The organism is Gammaproteobacteria bacterium, from assembly GCA_015709635.1.
GTDB lineage: Bacteria > Pseudomonadota > Gammaproteobacteria > Burkholderiales > Nitrosomonadaceae > Nitrosomonas.
The window spans coordinates 809,977-828,931 of the sequence record CP054180.1 but is presented as its reverse complement, the minus strand read 5'-3'; the positions used below and the strand labels follow the sequence as shown (position 1 = coordinate 828,931).

At 52.2% G+C, this 18,955-nt stretch carries 10 protein-coding genes; 8 read left to right on the top strand and 2 right to left on the bottom strand.

The window, feature by feature from the left end:
* The first annotated feature begins 372 nt into the window (after positions 1 to 372).
* Genes HRU78_03635 through HRU78_03625 form a run of 3 tightly spaced genes read left to right on the top strand, consistent with a single transcriptional unit; the run spans position 373 to position 6,871 of the window.
* Entirely contained in the window at positions 373 to 1,800 is a 1,428-nt protein-coding gene (locus tag HRU78_03635; protein QOJ22854.1) for an AAA family ATPase, read from the top strand.
* Positions 1,734 to 3,617: a hypothetical protein gene (locus HRU78_03630; protein QOJ22853.1), complete on the top strand. Its 1,884-nt coding sequence runs from the start codon at positions 1,734 to 1,736 to the stop codon at positions 3,615 to 3,617. The genes HRU78_03635 and HRU78_03630 overlap by 67 nt, the downstream gene beginning before the upstream one ends.
* A 20-nt stretch (positions 3,618 to 3,637) precedes the next feature.
* On the top strand, positions 3,638 to 6,871 hold the full coding sequence (locus HRU78_03625; GenBank protein QOJ22852.1) for an NAD(P)-binding protein: 3,234 nt from the start codon (positions 3,638 to 3,640) through the stop codon (positions 6,869 to 6,871).
* A 175-nt stretch (positions 6,872 to 7,046) separates the two neighbouring features.
* Here the strand turns inward: HRU78_03625 and HRU78_03620 are convergent, their stop codons facing one another.
* Entirely contained in the window at positions 7,047 to 7,700 is a 654-nt protein-coding gene (locus tag HRU78_03620; protein ID QOJ22851.1) for a PEP-CTERM sorting domain-containing protein, read from the bottom strand.
* A 346-nt stretch (positions 7,701 to 8,046) separates the two neighbouring features.
* Between HRU78_03620 and HRU78_03615 the strand changes: the two genes are divergently transcribed.
* The 5 genes from HRU78_03615 to HRU78_03595 are packed head-to-tail and all read left to right on the top strand — an operon-like array spanning position 8,047 to position 15,196.
* Positions 8,047 to 9,495: an amino acid permease gene (locus HRU78_03615; protein ID QOJ22850.1), complete on the top strand. Its 1,449-nt coding sequence runs from the start codon at positions 8,047 to 8,049 to the stop codon at positions 9,493 to 9,495.
* A 13-nt stretch (positions 9,496 to 9,508) separates the two neighbouring features.
* On the top strand, positions 9,509 to 10,234 hold the full coding sequence (locus HRU78_03610) for an urea carboxylase-associated family protein (GenBank protein QOJ22849.1): 726 nt from the start codon (positions 9,509 to 9,511) through the stop codon (positions 10,232 to 10,234).
* Entirely contained in the window at positions 10,231 to 10,890 is a 660-nt protein-coding gene (locus HRU78_03605; protein ID QOJ22848.1) for an urea carboxylase-associated family protein, read from the top strand. Before HRU78_03610 ends, HRU78_03605 begins: the two co-directional genes overlap by 4 nt.
* Before the next feature lie 20 nt (positions 10,891 to 10,910).
* On the top strand, positions 10,911 to 14,513 hold the full coding sequence (uca, locus tag HRU78_03600) for an urea carboxylase (protein QOJ22847.1): 3,603 nt from the start codon (positions 10,911 to 10,913) through the stop codon (positions 14,511 to 14,513).
* Positions 14,514 to 14,533: 20 nt separating this feature from the next.
* Complete coding sequence (locus HRU78_03595; GenBank protein ID QOJ22846.1) at positions 14,534 to 15,196, top strand: thiopurine S-methyltransferase; 663 nt, start codon at positions 14,534 to 14,536, stop codon at positions 15,194 to 15,196.
* A gap of 21 nt (positions 15,197 to 15,217) precedes the next feature.
* Here HRU78_03595 and HRU78_03590 read toward each other — a convergent pair whose 3' ends face one another.
* On the bottom strand, positions 15,218 to 18,544 hold the full coding sequence (locus tag HRU78_03590; GenBank protein ID QOJ22845.1) for a PAS domain S-box protein: 3,327 nt from the start codon (positions 18,542 to 18,544) through the stop codon (positions 15,218 to 15,220).
* Positions 18,545 to 18,955: the final 411 nt, after the last annotated feature.

The window sequence follows — 18,955 nt, the reverse complement described above, 5'->3', positions numbered from 1 at the left end:
TTTATTTTTGAAAAAGGGTGATTCTAACAAGTGAACGCAGAGTTTACTATAAACAATGATGTGCTCAATAAATTATCCTTATGGATACACAAAGGAAATTTCATAACCGTAAGAATTTAAAACACTCCGCTCCGGAAAATAGCAGTATTTGCGTTTCGATGGCCCAGCTTTTGGCGGCACCCACCCGGAGAATTTAATGGCGCAGTACATAAAACTAACACTCACGGAGGTCCGGACAAAGGTAAAATGCATTTATCCGATCTGTCGGCCAATTTGTGAGTTAAAAAATATCCGGTTAGCATGAAGTGTAGAAAGTGTAGCTTTGTAAATCCCGACAGTGCGCGGTTTTGCAGTAATTGCGGATCGCTGCTGATGCAAATAAAAGAATCCTTGGAAAAAACACTACCCGAGCGCCGGCAGTTGACGGTACTTTTCTCGGATATCGTGGGTTCAACTTTTCTTTCCGAGCAGCTGGATCCGGAGGATCTGCGGGAAATCATCCGGAATTACCAGAATGCCTGCACCGGCGCGATATTCCGCTACGAAGGTTATCTGGCGAATTTTCTCGGCGATGGCGTCCTGGCATTTTTTGGCTACCCTACAGCGCATGAAGATGATGCGTATCGCGCTATTCAAGCGGGTCTGGACATTATCAATTCCATCAAAACGCTCAGCAAACAAATTGAAAAAGAGCTTGGCGTATCGCTGAAAGTACGAATCGGCATCCATACCGGGCTCGTTGTTGTCGGCGATATCGATAAATCCGATACGCTGGAATCCAGAACAATTTTTGGACAAACCCCCAACCTCGCCGCGAGAATCCAGGCTACCGCCGAGCCCAATGCCGTCCATATCAGCGCGGATACGCACAAACTCACCCGCGGCTATTTCGACAGCAGCGATTTGGGCATGCATAACTTCAAAGGCATTTCGCAGGCGATAGCGATCTACCGCGTTAACCGTGCCGCCAATGTATTTAGCCGGCTGGACGCCAATAACAATCGACTGATACCGTTCGTGGGCAGGGAAGCTGAACTCGGCCTGTTGCGGGAAAAATGGCAGCACGCTCAAACGGGTAAGGGACAAATTGTACTGTTGTCGGGCGAAGCGGGTATCGGGAAATCACGGCTCGTTCATTCCCTGAAAGAATATGCAGGGCAAGACACCGGATTCCAATCGATTGAACTGAGAAGCTCACCCTACCACCAGACCAGCTCGTTCTATCCCATCATAGATTTTCTGGAACACAGTGTTTTTCAGTTCGAAAAAAATGATGCATTGGATGAAAAGCTTGCAAAAATCGAAAGATTCCTGAAACAGTACGATATGCCTTTAGCGGACTCAGTACCGCTCGTTGCATCACTCCTTTCCATCCCGCTCAGCAAAGAATACGCTCTACCCGCCCTGACACCGCAAAGGCAAAAGCAAAAAACCATCGAATTATTGAATTCCATCTTCCTTCATCAGGCCAACCAGAAATCCGTTCTCTTTATTCTTGAAGATCTGCACTGGATTGACCCCTCGTCCCTGGAAATCATCGATCAACTGATAGAAACTTGCAGTCAGCATAAAATTCTCATCGTGCTTATTTACCGGCCATATTTCAAACCGGCATGGCAACCGAAAAATAATATGCTTACTTTGGAATTGACGGGTCTTTCAGAAACGAATGCCAACGAAATTATCGGTCGCATCTCGAATACCAAGGCACTTCCCAGTGAAGCTCGATACCGATGGCGTGCTGCGGATATATCGCGGGTCGCATCTCGAATACCAAGGCACTTCCCAGTGAAGCGGTAAAACATATCATCGAAAAAACGGATGGCATACCCTTATTTCTTGAAGAATTAACAAAATCGGTTATCGAATCCGGCATGCTCATCGATACGGGGGACAAATACGAACTATCCGCGGCTTTTCACACGTTCGGAATCCCGGCAACGATTCAAGACTCCCTCACCGCCAGGCTTGACCGCTTCCCGCAAGCGAAGCAAGTAGCGCAACTGGCCTCCGTCATCGGCAGAGAGTTTTCGTACAGCGTGTTAGCGTCTATCCCCGGAGAACACCAGGAAAACTTGCATCGCTATCTCAATACGCTCGTTGGCGCAGGCATACTTTTCGCGCATGGATCATCCACCAATATGCTGTATTCGTTCAAGCACGCGCTTATTCAGGATACCGCTTACTCATCGCTGCTGAAGAGCGCGCGAAAAAGCTATCACAAACTGATCGCGGAATCTATCGAAGCAACTTCACCGGAACTTGTCGAGACACAACCCGAACTGATCGCGCAGCACTATACCAAAGCGACCGAAAACGAAAAAGCCATACCATTCTGGCTTGCCGCCGGTTTGCGCGCACTACAGCATTCCGCCAACTTGGAATCCATCGTACACCTGAAACAAGGCCTCGAGCTCGTCGATTCCGTCAGTGACAATTCGTTGCGCGTCTCATTTGAGATGCAACTCTACTCGACACTGGGTCCGGCCATTATCGCCACACGGGGATTTGGCGATACCGAGGTCGGCGATACCTATCATAAGCTGGGTGAACTTCCACAATTACCCGGCAATAAGCCGCATATCAAATTTGCAGTGTGGGGGCAGTGGGTTTATTCACTGGTTCGCGGAGAACTGGCAAAAGCGCACTCGCTTTCACTGAAGATGCAGCAAGCCGGACAAGATACCAATGACGCGGAAATACTGATCGAAGGGCATTGGATGCTGGGCGATACGCTTTTCTGGCTGGCCGATTTCAATACCGCACAGCATGAACTCGAACAAACAATTGAGCTCTATAATCCGGAATTGCACCATACCCACGCCTACATTTATGGGCAGGATCCCTGCGTGGCTGCGCATTGTTATCTGTCATGCACACACTGGTACTTAGGAAACCTCGATAAAGCTTATGCCGAAAATGCAGTAGCGATTCAGCTTGCCAATTCGCTGCATCACCCGTTCAGTATCGGCTGGTCACTGGCTTTTACCTTCATGATTCGCATGTTCGGCAGGGAATTTCAGGAAGCGAAGGAATGGTCGGAACGTACCATCGCCTACTGCAATGAGCAGGCATACCCCTTCTGGATAAACGCAGCAACAATTGTGCATGGTTGGGCAACCTGTATGCTGGGCGATGTTAAATGCGGATTGCTGCTAATCGAGCAAGGCCTTGCCGGCTGGGATAATATCGGTTCTATTATTGTCCGCCCCATGTTTATGGGGCTTCATGCCGAAGCACTGGGACTTGGCGGCAAGGAACAAACTGACAATGCGCTGAGTATTGTCGACAAAGCGATTGCACTGGCAAAGGAACATCACGAAGTTGCATCGGAACTCGATCTACACCGGATTAAAGGTGAGCTGCACAAAAAAAACGGCAACTTGATAGAAGCAGAAGCTTCATTCCGCCACGGCATCGCGCTATGCCAAACCTATCGCTCGCCCGCAAGAAAGCTGCAGGCAGCAACCGCTCTCTATCAGCTACTCAAAGATTCTGAGAAGAAACAAGAAGCCGCAGATATGCTGAAGTCCGCGCTTGCGGTATTCGATGAGGGACTCAATAGAAGCATCATAAAAGAAGCAAAGGCATTAGTAGAGAATTCGTCCATCCATTAACCAACCGGGGAGAAAAACCGATGAGCACAGCAAAATACAGAGACCGTGGAGGAGAGCTGGTATTCATCCCGCCCTTCAAAACAGACCCGGTTGATTTCTATGGCTTCATTCTCGACGCCGATATCGATAGCCTGACAGCGCTGTGCGACAAATACTTGAATACGCCGCTCGGCCGCTATGACGACAACCGCCGTTTTGTTCCCGCGGGCGGATTCGTATTGGTTGCCTGCATCGATATCCCGAAAATGTATTCCGGTACCGCTCCCTACAGCAACTGGGGATGGTTCAAGGAACGCGAGATCGGGTTCTGGGTGCTCATCATCGATCAAGACCAGGATGCAATGTACTGGCACATGCCCTATCTTTGGGTGGATAACCCGTATGCGATGGCAATGGGAAGAGAGCTGTACGGTTTCCCCAAAGGCATCGGCAACATCGTGTTGCCCTCCTCACCGCACAATCCCGATCAATTTGCAGTCGATACCCTAGTATTACCGGTCTTTTCGGCAAATACCGAAGGCGTTGTCAAGCGCCTCGTCGAAGTGCAAAAAACTTCACAGAAAGTGAAGTATGGTAGAACGGTGTCTGATTTCGATACCCTTATCACCGAGCTTTTCCACATCCTGCACCAGGAAGAAGAGATAGAATTTATCGACCTGATCGTCAACGAATGGGAGGATTTCCGCCATAAGAAAATGCCGATGCTGTTCCTTAAGCAATTCCGAGACGTCACTCAGCCGGCCAATGCTTGTTATCAATCCATCGTTGAAACGAAGCCGACCGCGCAAAATTTTAAAAATATCGAGATATACGATCATCTCTATGAAATAAAAATTTTCCCTTGTGACAGTCATCCCATCATTCGCGAATTGGGGCTCAAGCCCGGAGCGAACCATCAGATCACCTCCAATGTCAGCTTCCATATCAATTTTAATTTTGAGATAGACACGGGTACAGCCACAGAAACAAAAGCGCAGCGTAACCTGAAACCGAAGAAGCTCGCCATCGTCGGCGGCGGCGTTGGCGCCATGACTACCGCATTTGAAATCACCAACAACCCCGACTGGAAAGAGATTTACGACAGTATCACAGTCTACCAAATGGGCTGGCGCCTTGGCGGCAAGGGCGCAAGCGGCAGAAGCCGGGAAGAGGGTGCGATCGAAGAACATGGTTTGCATATCTGGCTCGGTTTTTACAATAACGCTTTCAAGGCCATGCAGCACGCTTATCAGGAACTTGGTCGAGCACCGGAAGCTCCCCTCGCGTCCTGGACAGACGCCTTCAAAAAACACAGTTACATTGTGTTAGCGCAGCAATTCAAAGAACAATGGCACCCTTGGGAATTCAACTTTCCCGAGAATTGCGACACTCCCGGCCAAGGGGGTCCGCTGCCGACTTTATGGGATTACATCGTTTCCACGACCGAGTGGATCGAAAGCACCCTGCTCGATTCCGAGTATAGCCCGTGCGCCAAAGCAAAAACCACCCCGGAAAAAAGTGCAAGCGTCCTCGATGAGTTCATGCAAAATTTCATTCAAACCATCGATCAGGCCGTACCGGGCAATGTCCGTCTGGCTCTGGAAACCGCCCGTTTTGCCATGAAGGGAGCACCTTCTCCCGCCGCGGTACTGGAAGTCGCCCGTCTGGTTTTAAGAACCGCGCGCCATGCAGTGAAAAATGGGCCTTTTCCCAACATGGCGCTGGAAATCGCCCACCTCGCGTTAGGGATTGCCCGGCCGCTGATCGAATCGCACTTCAAAAGCATCACCCTGCACCTGCATGCCATGGGCCATGATGTCAGTCAACATACGGAAGCACAATACAACGCTTTCCTGGAGCTGCTCATCCAGTTGAAGACATTGTTATTCCCCATTCTGAAAGGAATGGTCGATTCCGATCTTGAGTCAAGACGTTTATTTATCTTACTCGACACCGGTTTTACCGGCGTGATCGGTCTGCTCCGGGATGGCGTCCTTCATCACGAAGAAAAACTGAATAAACTCGACACCGAAGACCTGCGGGAATGGCTGCTGCGCCACGGCGCAGCGGAAATCACCGCTTACTCGCCGCTGATGCAAGGGCTCTACGATCTGGTCTTTGCCTATGAAAACGGCGAAGTATCAAAACCGAACTTCGCCGCGGGCACAGCCATCCGCTGCATATTCCGCATTTGCTTTACCTACAAGGGCGCCATCTTCTGGAAAATGCAGGCCGGCATGGGCGATACCATTTTCACTCCGCTGCATCAGGTGCTGGCGCAAAGAGGTGTGGAATTCAAATTCTTCCACCGCGTTAAAAATCTCGGTATCAAAGTATCCGCTACCGGGGAAAAAAGCATCGACACCATTTCCATCGGCAGACAGGCAACGGTTAAAGACGGCAAAGCCTACGACCCGTATGTCACCGTTCGCGACTTGCCATGCTGGCCCAGCACGCCCAATTTCGATCAGCTCGTTGAAGGCGATGCCTTAAAAAACGGCAACATCAACCTCGAATCTTTCTATACCCCTTGGCAAGACGTGGAAGAAATCACGTTGCAATCGGGCAAGGATTTCGACGATGTGCTGTACGGCGCATCGCTGGCCACCATCCCCTATCATTGCTCCGAATTGGTTAACGCGGATAGTAACTGGAAAGCTGCGGTCGATAAGGTAGGCACTGTGCGCACGATGGCGTTTCAAACATGGCTCAATAAAGACTTGCAGGAACTCGGCTGGGAAAAAGCAAGCCCGGTGATGGATGCTTTTGTCGAACCGATGAATACATGGGCCGATATGACGCATCTTTTGCCGCGCGAAAACTGGCCCGCTTCAAGCAATATCAGAAATATCGCCTATTTTTGCGGTCCTATGGAAGGTGGCATCGCCCCAGCGACGCAAACGGATGAACCGGCGCAAGCGCTCGATATCGTGATCACCGAATCCAATCGTTTCTTAAATAACGATATCAAAGTCTTCTGGCCGCAGAGTGTCGACGCAGGCGGCACATTCGACTGGAATTCCGTGGTCAGAAAATTCGACCGCGCCAACATCGACCCGACGGAACGCTATGTACTGTCGCTGAAAGGCAGCACGCAGTATCGATTGGACGGCCGGAACTCGGGATTTTCCAACCTCTTTCTGGCCGGGGATTGGACGATTTGCGGACTGAACGCCGGCTGCGTCGAAGCAGCCGTCATTTCCGGCATGCTGGCCTCGCATGCCATGACCGGATACCCGGAGCTCGATTCCATCGACGGCTGGCAGGATGTTTGACGGAGACTCGATTTTTTGAGCAAAGCTTCTCTGGGAATATCTGTTTTTCTATTGAGTAGCGGATACTGGATTTTGGTAGATTTTAGTAATAAAGCACCCCGCCGCAAGCAGCGGGGTGCTAATTGTGCTTTTCAATCTGCTAGTTTTTAACTAGCCTTCGCCCCGACGGGGAAGATTAAACCTTCCGGCGGCGCGCAGCTATACCCAGTAGGCCTATACCCGCCAACAGCATGGCATAGAACTCTGGTTCAGGCACTACTGAAACCAGACTGATACCACTATAAGCCTCCGGCGCACCAAAAATTGACATCCTCCCGTTGATGGTGGTATCTGACGGATTACCGTTAAGCGCATTTTCCGGCAGAAGCGGATCAAACGAATAATCAACTACCGCTGACGTTAGCGCGAAGCTAAGTTGCATTTCGTCAAACTCCAATCCCGTGGCCAATGATATGGCGTTGGTACCGACATGAACCCATTGCATCGTCGCTGCCACTTCACTCGTAAAAAAAACATTGGTGCCATTGTTGCGTAACACAAGATCAAAATCACCTGTCCTAATTGCAGACTCGTTGACACCGAATGCACCCAAAGGGAAGAAACTGTCACCGGTATCGACACGCCAGAAGCTGGAAGCATTAGTATGCAGATTCCAAGTGTACGTATCGCCAGGCTGCAGATTGGTACCAATAGGATCGTCGCTGCCCGTTTCAAGAGAAGTGCTGCCACCGCCATTATAAAGAATATCGAAGTTGTAGCTGGCTGCGAATGATTGCTCAACCAGCAAGAAAACCGCCAATATACCGACTACGGATGTTAATTTTTTCATCTTTTCTCTCCTGAATAAGTAGACTAAATATAGCACAAGTAGTGTCAGATTCCAGGAAAAAGGACATACACGTTCTAATTGCTTTTTCCAAACTGCACAATTAAAATGCTATCCATTACTTGCTTCTCAAAAATACCGTTTGATTGAACGATTAACGGTATAGTTACTGAACAAGTGGTAACTCAACGGGAAACTAGGGTTCCGGCCAATGCAGTTTCGGTGTCTGGTCCGAGAGTTTCCGGTCTCGTAAAACGAGGCTCCACGGAGGGATAAAAGCCCGGGAGATCAGGTGATGTACTTTTTGGTACATTACAATCCCGAAAACCCTTTGGTATGGAGACTGGTTATGTCAGGTTCAACAAAACAGATCGCTTCCCCTCAAGATACGCATGCAACCGGCGATGCACTCAATCGCAGCATGAGCGTATGGCACAGTTTTACGCTGGGTTTTGCGGTGGTCTCACCGGTAGCCGGGCTGTATGCCATCATCGGCGTGCAAACGGTCGTCGCCGGCGGCGGTTGGTTTGCGGCACTGGCGGTCTGCTTGGTCATGCAGTTGCTGGTAGCGACTGTTTACGCCGAATTGTCTTCACAGTTCCCGATTGCCGGCGGCGCCTATAAATGGGCGCGGCAGCTCGGCGGTGCGATAGCCGGGCAATATGCCGGTGTAATTTATATTTGCTCCACCATCGCCATGGTCACGACAACCGCTTATACCGGCGGGTTCTGGCTGGCTATCTTCAGCGGACTGCCGCATGACGGCGGCGGCATGATGGTGCTGTGGGGGGCGCTATTTCTGTTGCTTTGCACGCTCCTCAATCTCGCCCCGGTCAGTATTTTCAATCTGGTGATCAAGCTGGGTGTCTACGCGGAAGTCGCCGGATCGTTCGGTGTGGCGCTCTTGCTGTTTCTTTTCTTCCGTCAGCATCCTGTCATGGAATTGTTCCAGCACATGGGTACCGGCACGGCACCCGGTGAAATGGCTGCTTTTCTGGCGGCATTGGCGATTTCCGGCTGGGCTTTTATCGGTTTTGATGCCTGTTCCACTACCGCCGAAGAAACTCATCAACCGAAACGCATGGTTCCTCGCGCCATTTTCATGTCGCTGCTGGTTGTCGGCACGGTGGTTTTATTCAATTCGGCCGCGCTGATTCTGGCTTTTGAGCATGACACCTTGAGACACTCGAGCCATACCGCCGATCCGGTCACGCCGCTGATTGCCAGCAGCATCGGCGATTGGTTCGAGAAACCCTTCCTGGCCATTGTGATGACGGCTTTTCTCGCTTGCGGCGCATCGATGGTCAAATACACCTCGCGCATCGTTTTTTCCATGGCGCGCGAAGGCAATATGCCCGCAGTATTGAGTCAAGTCACGGCGAGCAAAACGCCGCGTAACGCGGTTCTCTTTACCGTTCTGCTGGCGGGTTGCGGATTGATTTTCGGGCTCAATGACGATGCCGTGGCCACCATCATCGCGTTCGGCACCGGCGGTTTATACGCCATGTTCACGTTCACCACCGGCTTTGCCTTGTTTGCCCGGCTTACTGGGCGGTGGAATCCCGCGCTGGGCGAATTAAAGCTGGGCGCGTGGGGATTGATCATCAATGGCCTGGCGTTTATCTGGTCATTGTTTGAGCTCATCAACATCGCCTGGCCGCGCCCTTATGCCATTTCCGCGGATGCGCCTTGGTGGCAGTTATGGGCGACGCCGCTGGTGCTGGGATGTATTTTAACCTGCACCACACTGTACATCCTGTGCAAAAAATGGATGCCCAGCAAGTCAACCCATTTTTAATGAGGAATTCATCATGAATCAACACAATAAACCCATCTGGCAACAACTCATTCCGGGCGGATGCCACTGGTCCGGTGTATTGCGCCGCGGAACCACACTGCGTCTCACCGATGTCAACGGAGGCGCGAATGCTGCTGTGCTATTCTTCAATCAGGAAGAAAAGCTCGAGCGCTATAACATGGCGGACACCCTGAAATCGCAGCATACTTTCCGCCTTACCAAAGGGCACGCGTGCCATTCGGATATGGGGCGGATATTTTGTTGCATCACAGCGGATACCGCCGGTTGGAACGATACCGTATGCGGCCTGAGCGACGCCAATCTGATCCAGCAAAAATACGGCACCGCGCGTTATCAGGAGCACCGCAATCAGATGTTCCGCAGCGGTCTGGACGGCATGCTGATCGAACTGGGGAAATGGGGGCTGGGTATGCGCGATGTGGTCGCCAACATCAATTTTTTCAGTAAAGTGACCGCCGATCACTTGGGAGAACTGCAATATCAGGTCAATCACAGCAAAGCGGGCGATTATGTCGACCTCAGTTTTGTCATGAATACCCTGATGATATTGTCCGCCGCACCGCATCCGCTGGACCCGGGAAAGCCGTATCAGCCCGGCGCGGTCAATCTGGAACTATTCGATACGCCAGCGGATGCAGCCAGCGAATGCCTGCATATCGCCGAAAATATCCGCGCGCTGCAGAACGCGCAACACTTTTATTGCGAGGGTGAACAATGAACACCTCTACTCAATTTGCCAGTCCGCTCGACCCCAGCCAAGCGCTGATCAATGAAATTTGCCCGGCCGGTGAGCCGTGGGTCAAAGCAATCAAACGCGGACAAACCTTCCGCATCGTCGACTTGGAAGGCAATCAAGCAGTCGATACGTTGTTTTACAACGCGCACGATGCGTTGGAACGCTACAGCGCGACCGATACCATCAGCCGCCAGAAGAAACTGTATCTGACGGCCGGCAGCGAGCTGTATTCCAATTTTGGCAATGTCATGCTCACGATCACCGCCGACACTTGCGGACGGCACGATACCTTGGGCGGCGCTTGTGCGGCGGAAAGCAATACCGTGCGCTATGCGCTGGAAAAATTTCCGATGCACAGTTGCCGCGATAATTTTCTGCACGCCTTGGCGCACGATCCGTTGTGCCAGCAACTGGGCATGAGCAAGCGCGATCTGCCTAGTAACATCAATTTCTTCATGAATGTGCCGGTCACGGAATCCGGTGGACTGGAGTTTGCCGATGGTGTCTCGGCACCCGGTAAGTATGTCGAAATGCGTGCGGAAATGGACGTCGTGGTATTGATCTCGAATTGTCCGCAATTGAACAATCCGTGTAACGCGTACAATCCGACACCGATACGTTTGCTGATCTGGGATTAATCCGATAGCGGAGGAACCGTATGTTCACCAAAGTACTGATCGCCAACCGCGGCGCGATCGCGTGCCGCATCATACGCACGCTGCGCCGCCTGAATGTCGCCAGCGTGGCGGTATACACCGAGGCCGATGCCTTGTCGCGCCATGTCAGCGAGGCGGATGAAGCTTACTGCATCGGCGATGGCATAGCAGCCGAAAGCTATCTGCGCACGGATAAAATCTTGGCCATCGCGCAAAAAACCGGCGCACAGGCCATTCACCCCGGCTACGGATTCCTGAGCGAAAATGCCGACTTCGCCGAGCAGTGCGCGGCGCACGGCATTTGTTTCATCGGCCCGGCGCCGCAACAGATGCGCGCGTTTGGCTTGAAACACACGGCACGTGCTCTGGCGCTGGAAAACGGTGTGCCGCTGCTGCCGGGAACCGGTTTGCTGGCAAGTCTCGACGATGCCTGTCATCAAGCCAAGCACATCGGCTACCCGGTGATGCTGAAAAGCACCGCGGGCGGCGGCGGTATCGGCATGCGTTTGTGCTGGAATGAACATGAATTGACCGGTGCGTACGAGTCGGTCAAGGACTTGGCACAAAACAATTTCAAGGATGCCGGTTTATTTCTGGAAAAATTTGTCGATCAAGCGCGCCATATCGAAGTGCAGATTTTCGGCGACGGCAAGGGCCAAGTAGTTGCCTTGGGCGAGCGCGACTGCTCAATGCAGCGGCGCAACCAGAAAGTCATCGAGGAAACACCGGCGCCCCATCTCGCCCCGCCACTGCGCCAGGCATTGCTGGACACGGCGGTGCGTCTCGGCCAAGCGGTCAATTATCAATCCGCTGGCACGGTGGAGTATATTTTTGACGCCGCCAGCAACCAGTTTTATTTCCTCGAGGTCAACACGCGCTTGCAGGTGGAACATGGCATCACCGAGGAAGTGACCGGCATTGACCTGGTGGAATGGATGGTGCGGCAAGCCGCGGGCGATTTGCCGCCGCTCGATTCCTTCACCATCGAACCCCGCGGCGTATCGATTCAGGCGCGGGTTTATGCTGAAAATCCGGCCAAAGACTTTCAACCTTCCAGCGGCACACTCACGGCGGCGGAATTTCCCACAGCGGCGCGCGTCGAGACTTGGGTCGAGCGCGGCATCGATGTATCCGCGTTTTACGATCCGATGCTGGCGAAAATCATCGTGCATGCGCCGGACCGGGAAAAAGCCATCGCGCGGTTGCAGGCTGCATTGGAAAGCAGTTCGTTGCAAGGCATCGAAACCAATCTGGAATATTTGCAGCAAATTCTGCATAGCGCCGCTTTTCAGAACGGCCGGTACACCACCGGTTTTCTCGGCGGCTTTCACTATCGCGCACACACCGTCGATGTGTTAAGTCCCGGTGTGCAAACCACCGTGCAGGACTATCCCGGACGGCTCGGTTATTGGCAGGTCGGCGTACCGCCATCCGGCCCGATGGATGCGCTGGCGTTCCGCTTGGCCAACCGGCTGGTTAATAATTCCGAAGACAAAGCGGCGCTGGAAATCACATTGACCGGCCCGACATTGCGCTTCAACAGCGATTGCCTGATCGTCGTGACCGGCGCGGCGATCGAAGTCTATTTGGACAGTGAGCCGCTGCCATTGTGGCAAACGCACGAAATCAAGGCAGGCGCCATAGTGCAACTGGGTAAAATAAAAGATCAAGGCTGCCGCGCTTATCTCGCCGTGCAAGGCGGATTCAAAGTGCCGGATTATCTCGGCAGCCAATCGACTTTCACACTGGGGCAATTCGGCGGTCACGCCGGCCGTGCGCTAAGAACCGGCGATGTATTGCATATCGCCGCACAATACGAAGCGGTGCAAACCGCTCTGGCGCCCGAAGCCATTCCGCACTACATGCAGCAATGGGAAATCGGTGTTCTGTACGGCCCGCATGCCGCACCGGATTTTTTCACCGCCGCGGACATCGAGATGTTTTTCAGCACCGACTGGAAAGTGCATCACAATTCCAGCCGCACCGGCGTGCGCCTGCTCGGCCCGAAACCGCAGTGGGCGCGCAGCGATGGCGGCGAAGCCGGCCTGCATCCGTCCAATATTCATGACAACGCCTATGCCGTCGGCGCGGTCGACTTCACCGGCGACATGCCGATCATTCTGGGGCCGGACGGCCCGAGCCTGGGCGGCTTTGTCTGTCCGGTCACCATTGCGCACGCGGAATTATGGAAAACCGGACAGCTCAAGCCGGGCGATCAAATCCGTTTCCGGCTGATGACGATGGAACAAGCTCAGGCACTGGAAAAGCGGCAGAATGAATTTATCCGCTCGCTCAACTCACCGCCGGAGCAACACGTTGCGACCGATAGCACGATACTGCCGAGTCCGGTCCTGCATCGCAGTGCAGCAAGTCCGCGGCAGATGGAAGTCGCCTACCGGCAATCCGGCGACCGTTACGTGCTGGTGGAATACGGCCCGATGGTGCTCGATCTGGATTTGCGTTTGCGCGCGCACGCCCTGATGGAGTCGATGCAGCAAGCGAACCTGCCGGGCATCATCGATCTCACGCCGGGAATCCGCTCGCTGCAAATTCATTTCGATGCGCAAATTCTGCCGCGCGATGACTTGCTGAAATTCTTGCTCACCGCAGAACAATCGCTGCCGGATAGCGCCAGCATGACCGTGCCGTCGCGCATCGTGCACCTGCCGCTCTCCTGGGACGATGCGGCGACGCGCCTGGCGATCGAGAAATATATGCAATCGGTACGCAGCGATGCGCCGTGGTGTCCGAGCAACATCGAATTCATCCGCCGTATCAATGGGCTGGACAGTATCGAAGATGTACATCGCATCGTGTTTGACGCCAGTTATCTGGTGCTGGGTTTGGGTGACGTGTACTTGGGCGCACCGGTTGCCGTGCCGGTCGATCCGCGCCATCGCCTGGTCACTACCAAATACAATCCGGCGCGCACCTGGACGCCGGAAAATGCCGTGGGCATCGGCGGCGCGTATTTATGCATTTATGGCATGGAGGGCCCGGGCGGTTATCAATTCGTCGGCCGCACGCTGCCGGTATGGAACCGCTATCGCCGGACCGCCGATTTCAAGGACGGTAAACCGTGGCTATTGCGCTTCTTTGACCAGATCCGCTTCTATCCGGTCAGTGAAAGCGAGCTGCTGAAACTGCGTAAGGATTTCATCAGCGGGCAATTTAAACTGCGCATTGAGGAAACCGCGTTCAGCTTGCAGCAACATCACCAATTTTTGCGGCAGAATCAAGCTGCGATCCAGAACTTCAAGGCCCGGCAACAAGCAGCCTTCGAAGCCGAGCGCGAGCGCTGGAGAATCAACGGTCAAGCGGAGTATGTCAGTGAATTTGATCTGGACGAAGCCGACGCGCAAAGCGAATTGGATTTGCCCGAAGGCAGTCATGCGGTCGCTGCGCCGGTTACCGGCACGGTATGGAAAATATTGGCAACGGAAGGGCAGCAGGTCAGTACAGGTGATGTTTTGATCGTCGTCGAAGCGATGAAAATGGAAATTGCCGTGGAGACCCCGGTAAGCGGCACGATCAAGCGCATTTTGTGCCGCCAGGGTGAAAGTATCGCCGCCGGGCAACTCCTGGTGATTTTGCAAATGGATTAAGGAAGAGCTGCGAAACTGAAATGAAAAAAGAATACTGGTTGGAACGCTGGCAGCGGAATGACACCGCTTTCCATCAGAGCGAAATCAATCCTTATCTGCGCGAATTCTGGCCGCGTTTGCAACTAAGCCCGGCCAGCACGGTGCTTGTGCCGTTATGCGGAAAAAGCCGCGATATGCTCTGGCTGCGCCAGCAGGGACATGCCGTGTTGGGTGTTGAGTTAAGCGTCAGCGCGGCGCAGGCATTTTTCGCCGAGAATGAACTGGTATCGCATGGCGATGCGGGTGACCGGTTCACGCATTTGGAAACAAATGGCGTGCACGTTTGGTGCGGTGATTTTTTCGATTTAACCGCCCAAGACACCGCGGCTGTCAGCGCCGTATACGATCGCGCCGCATTAGTGGCATTGCCGCCGGACATGCGCCGGCGTTATGCGCATCATCTGCTGCGGATTCTTCCGCTGGGCACGCAAATCCTGCTCGTCACGCTCGATTATCAGCAACACGAAATGGCCGGTCCGCCTTTTGCGGTGTCCTTCGATGAGGTAACTGCACTTTTCGGAGCTCGCGCAGAGATCACGCTGCTATCGCAACAGGATGTCCTGGCACAAACCCCACGTTTTCAGGAGCGCGGATTGAGCCAGTTACAGGAATGTGCGATTCTGCTGAAAATAGGCGTACGATGACCTGCGGATAAACCGGCAGGCTTACGCTTTTTTCTTTTCTTCCTGCTCAAACAACAATTGTTCAAATACCGGCTGCGCGACCGGGGTCGAATAGAGAAAACCCTGCACATAATCGCAGCCGAAATGCGCCAGCAAATCTTTCTGCGCTTCGGTTTCAACCCCTTCCGCAATGGTTTTGATATCCAGTTTATGCGCCATGATAATGATCGCTTCCACCAATGCGCGGTCTGTGGCATCCGCCATCAACTGGTGCACGAAAGAGTAATCGATTTTAAGAAAATCGATATCGAATTTTTTCAGATAAGAAAGCGAGGAAAATCCCGTACCGAAATCATCGATGGAAACTTCAACACCGTTATTGCGCAGCTCCAGCAGATTCTGCTGCACCACATCGGAATCCTTCAGCAACAGACCTTCGGTAATTTCCACATTGATGCAATCCCCGGGCAAACCGAGCTGCGCCAGATTGTCGAGCCAACGATAGCCGTTCATATGCTTGAACTGAACCGGCGATATATTCACGCTGATTTGAATGACATAGCCGAGCTTGCGCCGGCACTGTTCAATCAAGTCGATCGAATGCTTGAACACCATCTCACCGATTTCCAGAATTAAGCCGCTTTCTTCCGCCAGCGGGATAAATACAGCCGGGCTGATCATGCCTCGCTTCGGATGATTCCAGCGCAACAGCGCTTCGGCCTTGACAATGCGCTCGCTAAACAAATCCAGGATCGGTTGATAAAAAACATGCAGTTCGTTCTTTGCAATCGCTTGGCGCAAGTCGTGTATCAGCATCATCTTCTCGTGCACTTCCTGCTCCATGGAAGGTGTAAAGTAACAAAAACGGTTGCGCCCTTCCAATTTTGCCGCATACATCGCCTGGTCCGCGTGCTTCATCAAGCTTTTCCTGTCGACTCCATCGCGGGGATAAAACACGATACCGGTGCTGGCGGAAATGTAGTAGTCAGCCCGATTCTGCTTGAATTTCAGCGGTTTTTTCAATTTCTGCGTGATTTGTTGCGCGATCGTCTCAACCGACCCGGTGTCGCCGCATTTCGACAAAATGACCGCGAATTCATCCCCGCCCAAGCGTGCAACGATACCTTCCTTACCGGCACAAGACTTGATGCGGAATGCCACTTCCTTGAGCAATTCGTCGCCCCGGTCATGTCCCAGCGTATCGTTGATATCCTTGAAGTGATCCAAATCCATCAGCAGCAGTGACAGCGGCGCCTTGCTGCGTTGCGATTTCTTTATTTCCTGATCCAGAAGCTCTTTAAACAGATTACGGTTGGGCAAGCCGGTTAACGGATCGTAGTTGGCTTGAAACAAAATGATTTCGTCTTTTTTCTTTTTCTCGGTGATATCGGAAAACTGCGAAACATAGTAATGCGCGCGCCCATCCGGATAGCGGATGACACTGATATTGAGCCATTTGGCATGCACCGTGCCATCCTTGCGCCGGTCCCAGATTTCACCCTGCCAATAGCCTTGCTGCGCAAGGTTATGCCAAATCTCCTTGTAAAAGGCCTCATCGTGCCGGTCCGAGCGGAACATCACCGGATCCTTACCGAGAACATCCGCCAACTCATAGCCCGTCATGCGGGTAAAGGCCGGATTCACTTGGATGATGCGGTTGTTCTCGTCCATCACCATAATGGCTTCATTACTCGACTGGTAGATTGCAGCGGCAAGCCGCATCGAGTCATTCGCCTGTTTTTGTTTGGAAATATCCTGATAGATCCCGAGTACACCGATAATCTCCTTTCGCGTGCTGAGCAGCGGCACTTTGGAGGTTTCTATCCAAATCATTTCCCCGGCGGCGTTGTTCAGCGGTTCTTCGTAGTAAAGCATGGGTACCCCGGAGCTGATCACTCGCCGGTCGTCATTCCGGTAGTGATCCGCCTGCTCCTTGGTCCAGCTTAGCTCATAGTCGACCTTACCGATGATTTCCTGCGGCGATGCCATCCCGGCATCGTGTGCAAACATGGGATTACACCCGAGATAACGCGATTCCTTATCTTTCCAGAAAATACGCGCCGGGACTGTGTCAACGATGGTTTTCAACAGGCTGCGCGACTCTGCCAATTCTGTCTCTTTCATTTTCTGGCCGGTTATATCGGTGATGGTACCCACATAACCCCGGACATCGCCATTCTGATCGCATTCCGCTTGGGCTTGACCCAGAATCCAGGTGGTTGTTTGCTTTTTTGTCTGAAAGCGATATTCGGATATAAACCGCTGCTGCTGCCGTATCGCCTTATTCCATTCCCTGGTCACTTTTCCCCGGTCATCGGGATGAATCGCGGCTACCCATCCATCGCCCAAAGCTGCGGCAACATCCAAACCGGCTATCTCGCACCAGCGTTCGTTCACGTACAAACACCGGCCTGCTGCATCAGTGCGAAAAATGCCGACCGGAGCTGCTTCGGTCAGGCTGCGAAAGAGTTGTTCATTTTCACGCAGCGCGATTTCCATTTGTTTTTGCCGGGTAATGTCAACCAGCACGCCCTGCCAGCGCGTCTTGCCGTCCGCCTCGCGCTGCGGCATCGAATGACCGCACAGCCATTTCTCTCCAAGCGGTGTGTGCAGTGGAAATTCGTAAAACCATGGCGTCAGCTTTTCCATCGAGTCACGAATGGATTTTTCTAAAGCCGGTACAGCCTGAGCCGGCACCATGTGAAACAAAATTTCAGCATCCGCCATACAGTCGGTTGCAGCGCGTCCGGTCAAATCGGCAATGCCTTCGCTCATGAAGGGGAATGAGCGGTGGCCGTGAGCATCGACACAAAATTCATACACCGCTCCCGGTATGCTGGCAACCAGATTGCGAAAACGTTGCTCGCTTGCTTGCAATTCGGCGGTTCGCTGTATCACGGTATGTTCGAGATTGGCTTTCAGCGTCAGAATTTCCGCTTCCACCGCCTTGCGTTCCGTGATATTGCGGAATATGCCGCGCGTTGCGACCGGCTTGCCGTCTACGGTATATAGACTGACATTGCCTTCCACAATGATGGTTCGCCCATCTTTTGTCAAAAAAGGGATTTCAATTAATCCGGCATATTCGCCCGCCATAATCCGTTGCATGAATTTCTGGCACTGCGCATGATGATCCGGATGAATGACACTGAAAATATTCAGTGCCACCACTTCAGCCGGCGTATAACCCAGCGCTTCGCGCCAAGCGCGATTGACAAAGAGAAGGCTGCCATCCGGGGTAACACTCTGAATTAGATCTTTCGTGTCATCGAACAATTCACGCAACTGTTCATCGCTCAGGACAATGGAGGTCGGAATTACTGTATCGTTGCTTGCAGGATCTTTCGAAACCTGATCATCACTATTCATACAGCTGATTTACAATAAGAAAAATTTGAGGTTGGGTGTGAAAGCTCAATTTTTGGAACATGAAGAAAGATAATTTTTTCTAAAATACAAAAACCATTGAATTATAGGGGATATGAAACCGCTAAAAAATAGGGAATTTATCCTATTGAAATCGTGTAAAAAAGCAATTTTTGTCACTATCAGTAAGAAAATTGATCGCAGTTAAACTAATTTATCCTAAGTGTGACAAAAGTCACAATCATAATTCAGATTTAGGGGTATATTTCCCCCCTGTTTTCATCTTCAAAAGTACTCAGTAGGTATTAAACTTAAAATCAGTTATCGCAATATCGATAGAAATATCGAAACCGGAATGTAAAAATTGTTGTAATACTTTTACTGAAGAAGATGTTTTACATTCGACCGTAGCTT

Excerpts from the sequence above, each read along its gene's own strand:
- HRU78_03635 (QOJ22854.1), top strand. The coding sequence starts at position 373 with ATGCAAATAAAAGAATCCTTGGAAAAAACACTACCCGAGCGCCGGCAG.
- HRU78_03630 (QOJ22853.1), top strand. The coding sequence starts at position 1,734 with ATGGCGTGCTGCGGATATATCGCGGGTCGCATCTCGAATACCAAGGCA.
- HRU78_03625 (QOJ22852.1), top strand. The coding sequence starts at position 3,638 with ATGAGCACAGCAAAATACAGAGACCGTGGAGGAGAGCTGGTATTCATC.
- HRU78_03620 (QOJ22851.1), bottom strand. The coding sequence starts at position 7,700 with ATGAAAAAATTAACATCCGTAGTCGGTATATTGGCGGTTTTCTTGCTG.
- HRU78_03615 (QOJ22850.1), top strand. The coding sequence starts at position 8,047 with ATGTCAGGTTCAACAAAACAGATCGCTTCCCCTCAAGATACGCATGCA.
- HRU78_03610 (QOJ22849.1), top strand. The coding sequence starts at position 9,509 with ATGAATCAACACAATAAACCCATCTGGCAACAACTCATTCCGGGCGGA.
- HRU78_03605 (QOJ22848.1), top strand. The coding sequence starts at position 10,231 with ATGAACACCTCTACTCAATTTGCCAGTCCGCTCGACCCCAGCCAAGCG.
- uca (QOJ22847.1), top strand. The coding sequence starts at position 10,911 with ATGTTCACCAAAGTACTGATCGCCAACCGCGGCGCGATCGCGTGCCGC.
- HRU78_03595 (QOJ22846.1), top strand. The coding sequence starts at position 14,534 with ATGAAAAAAGAATACTGGTTGGAACGCTGGCAGCGGAATGACACCGCT.
- HRU78_03590 (QOJ22845.1), bottom strand. The coding sequence starts at position 18,544 with ATGAATAGTGATGATCAGGTTTCGAAAGATCCTGCAAGCAACGATACA.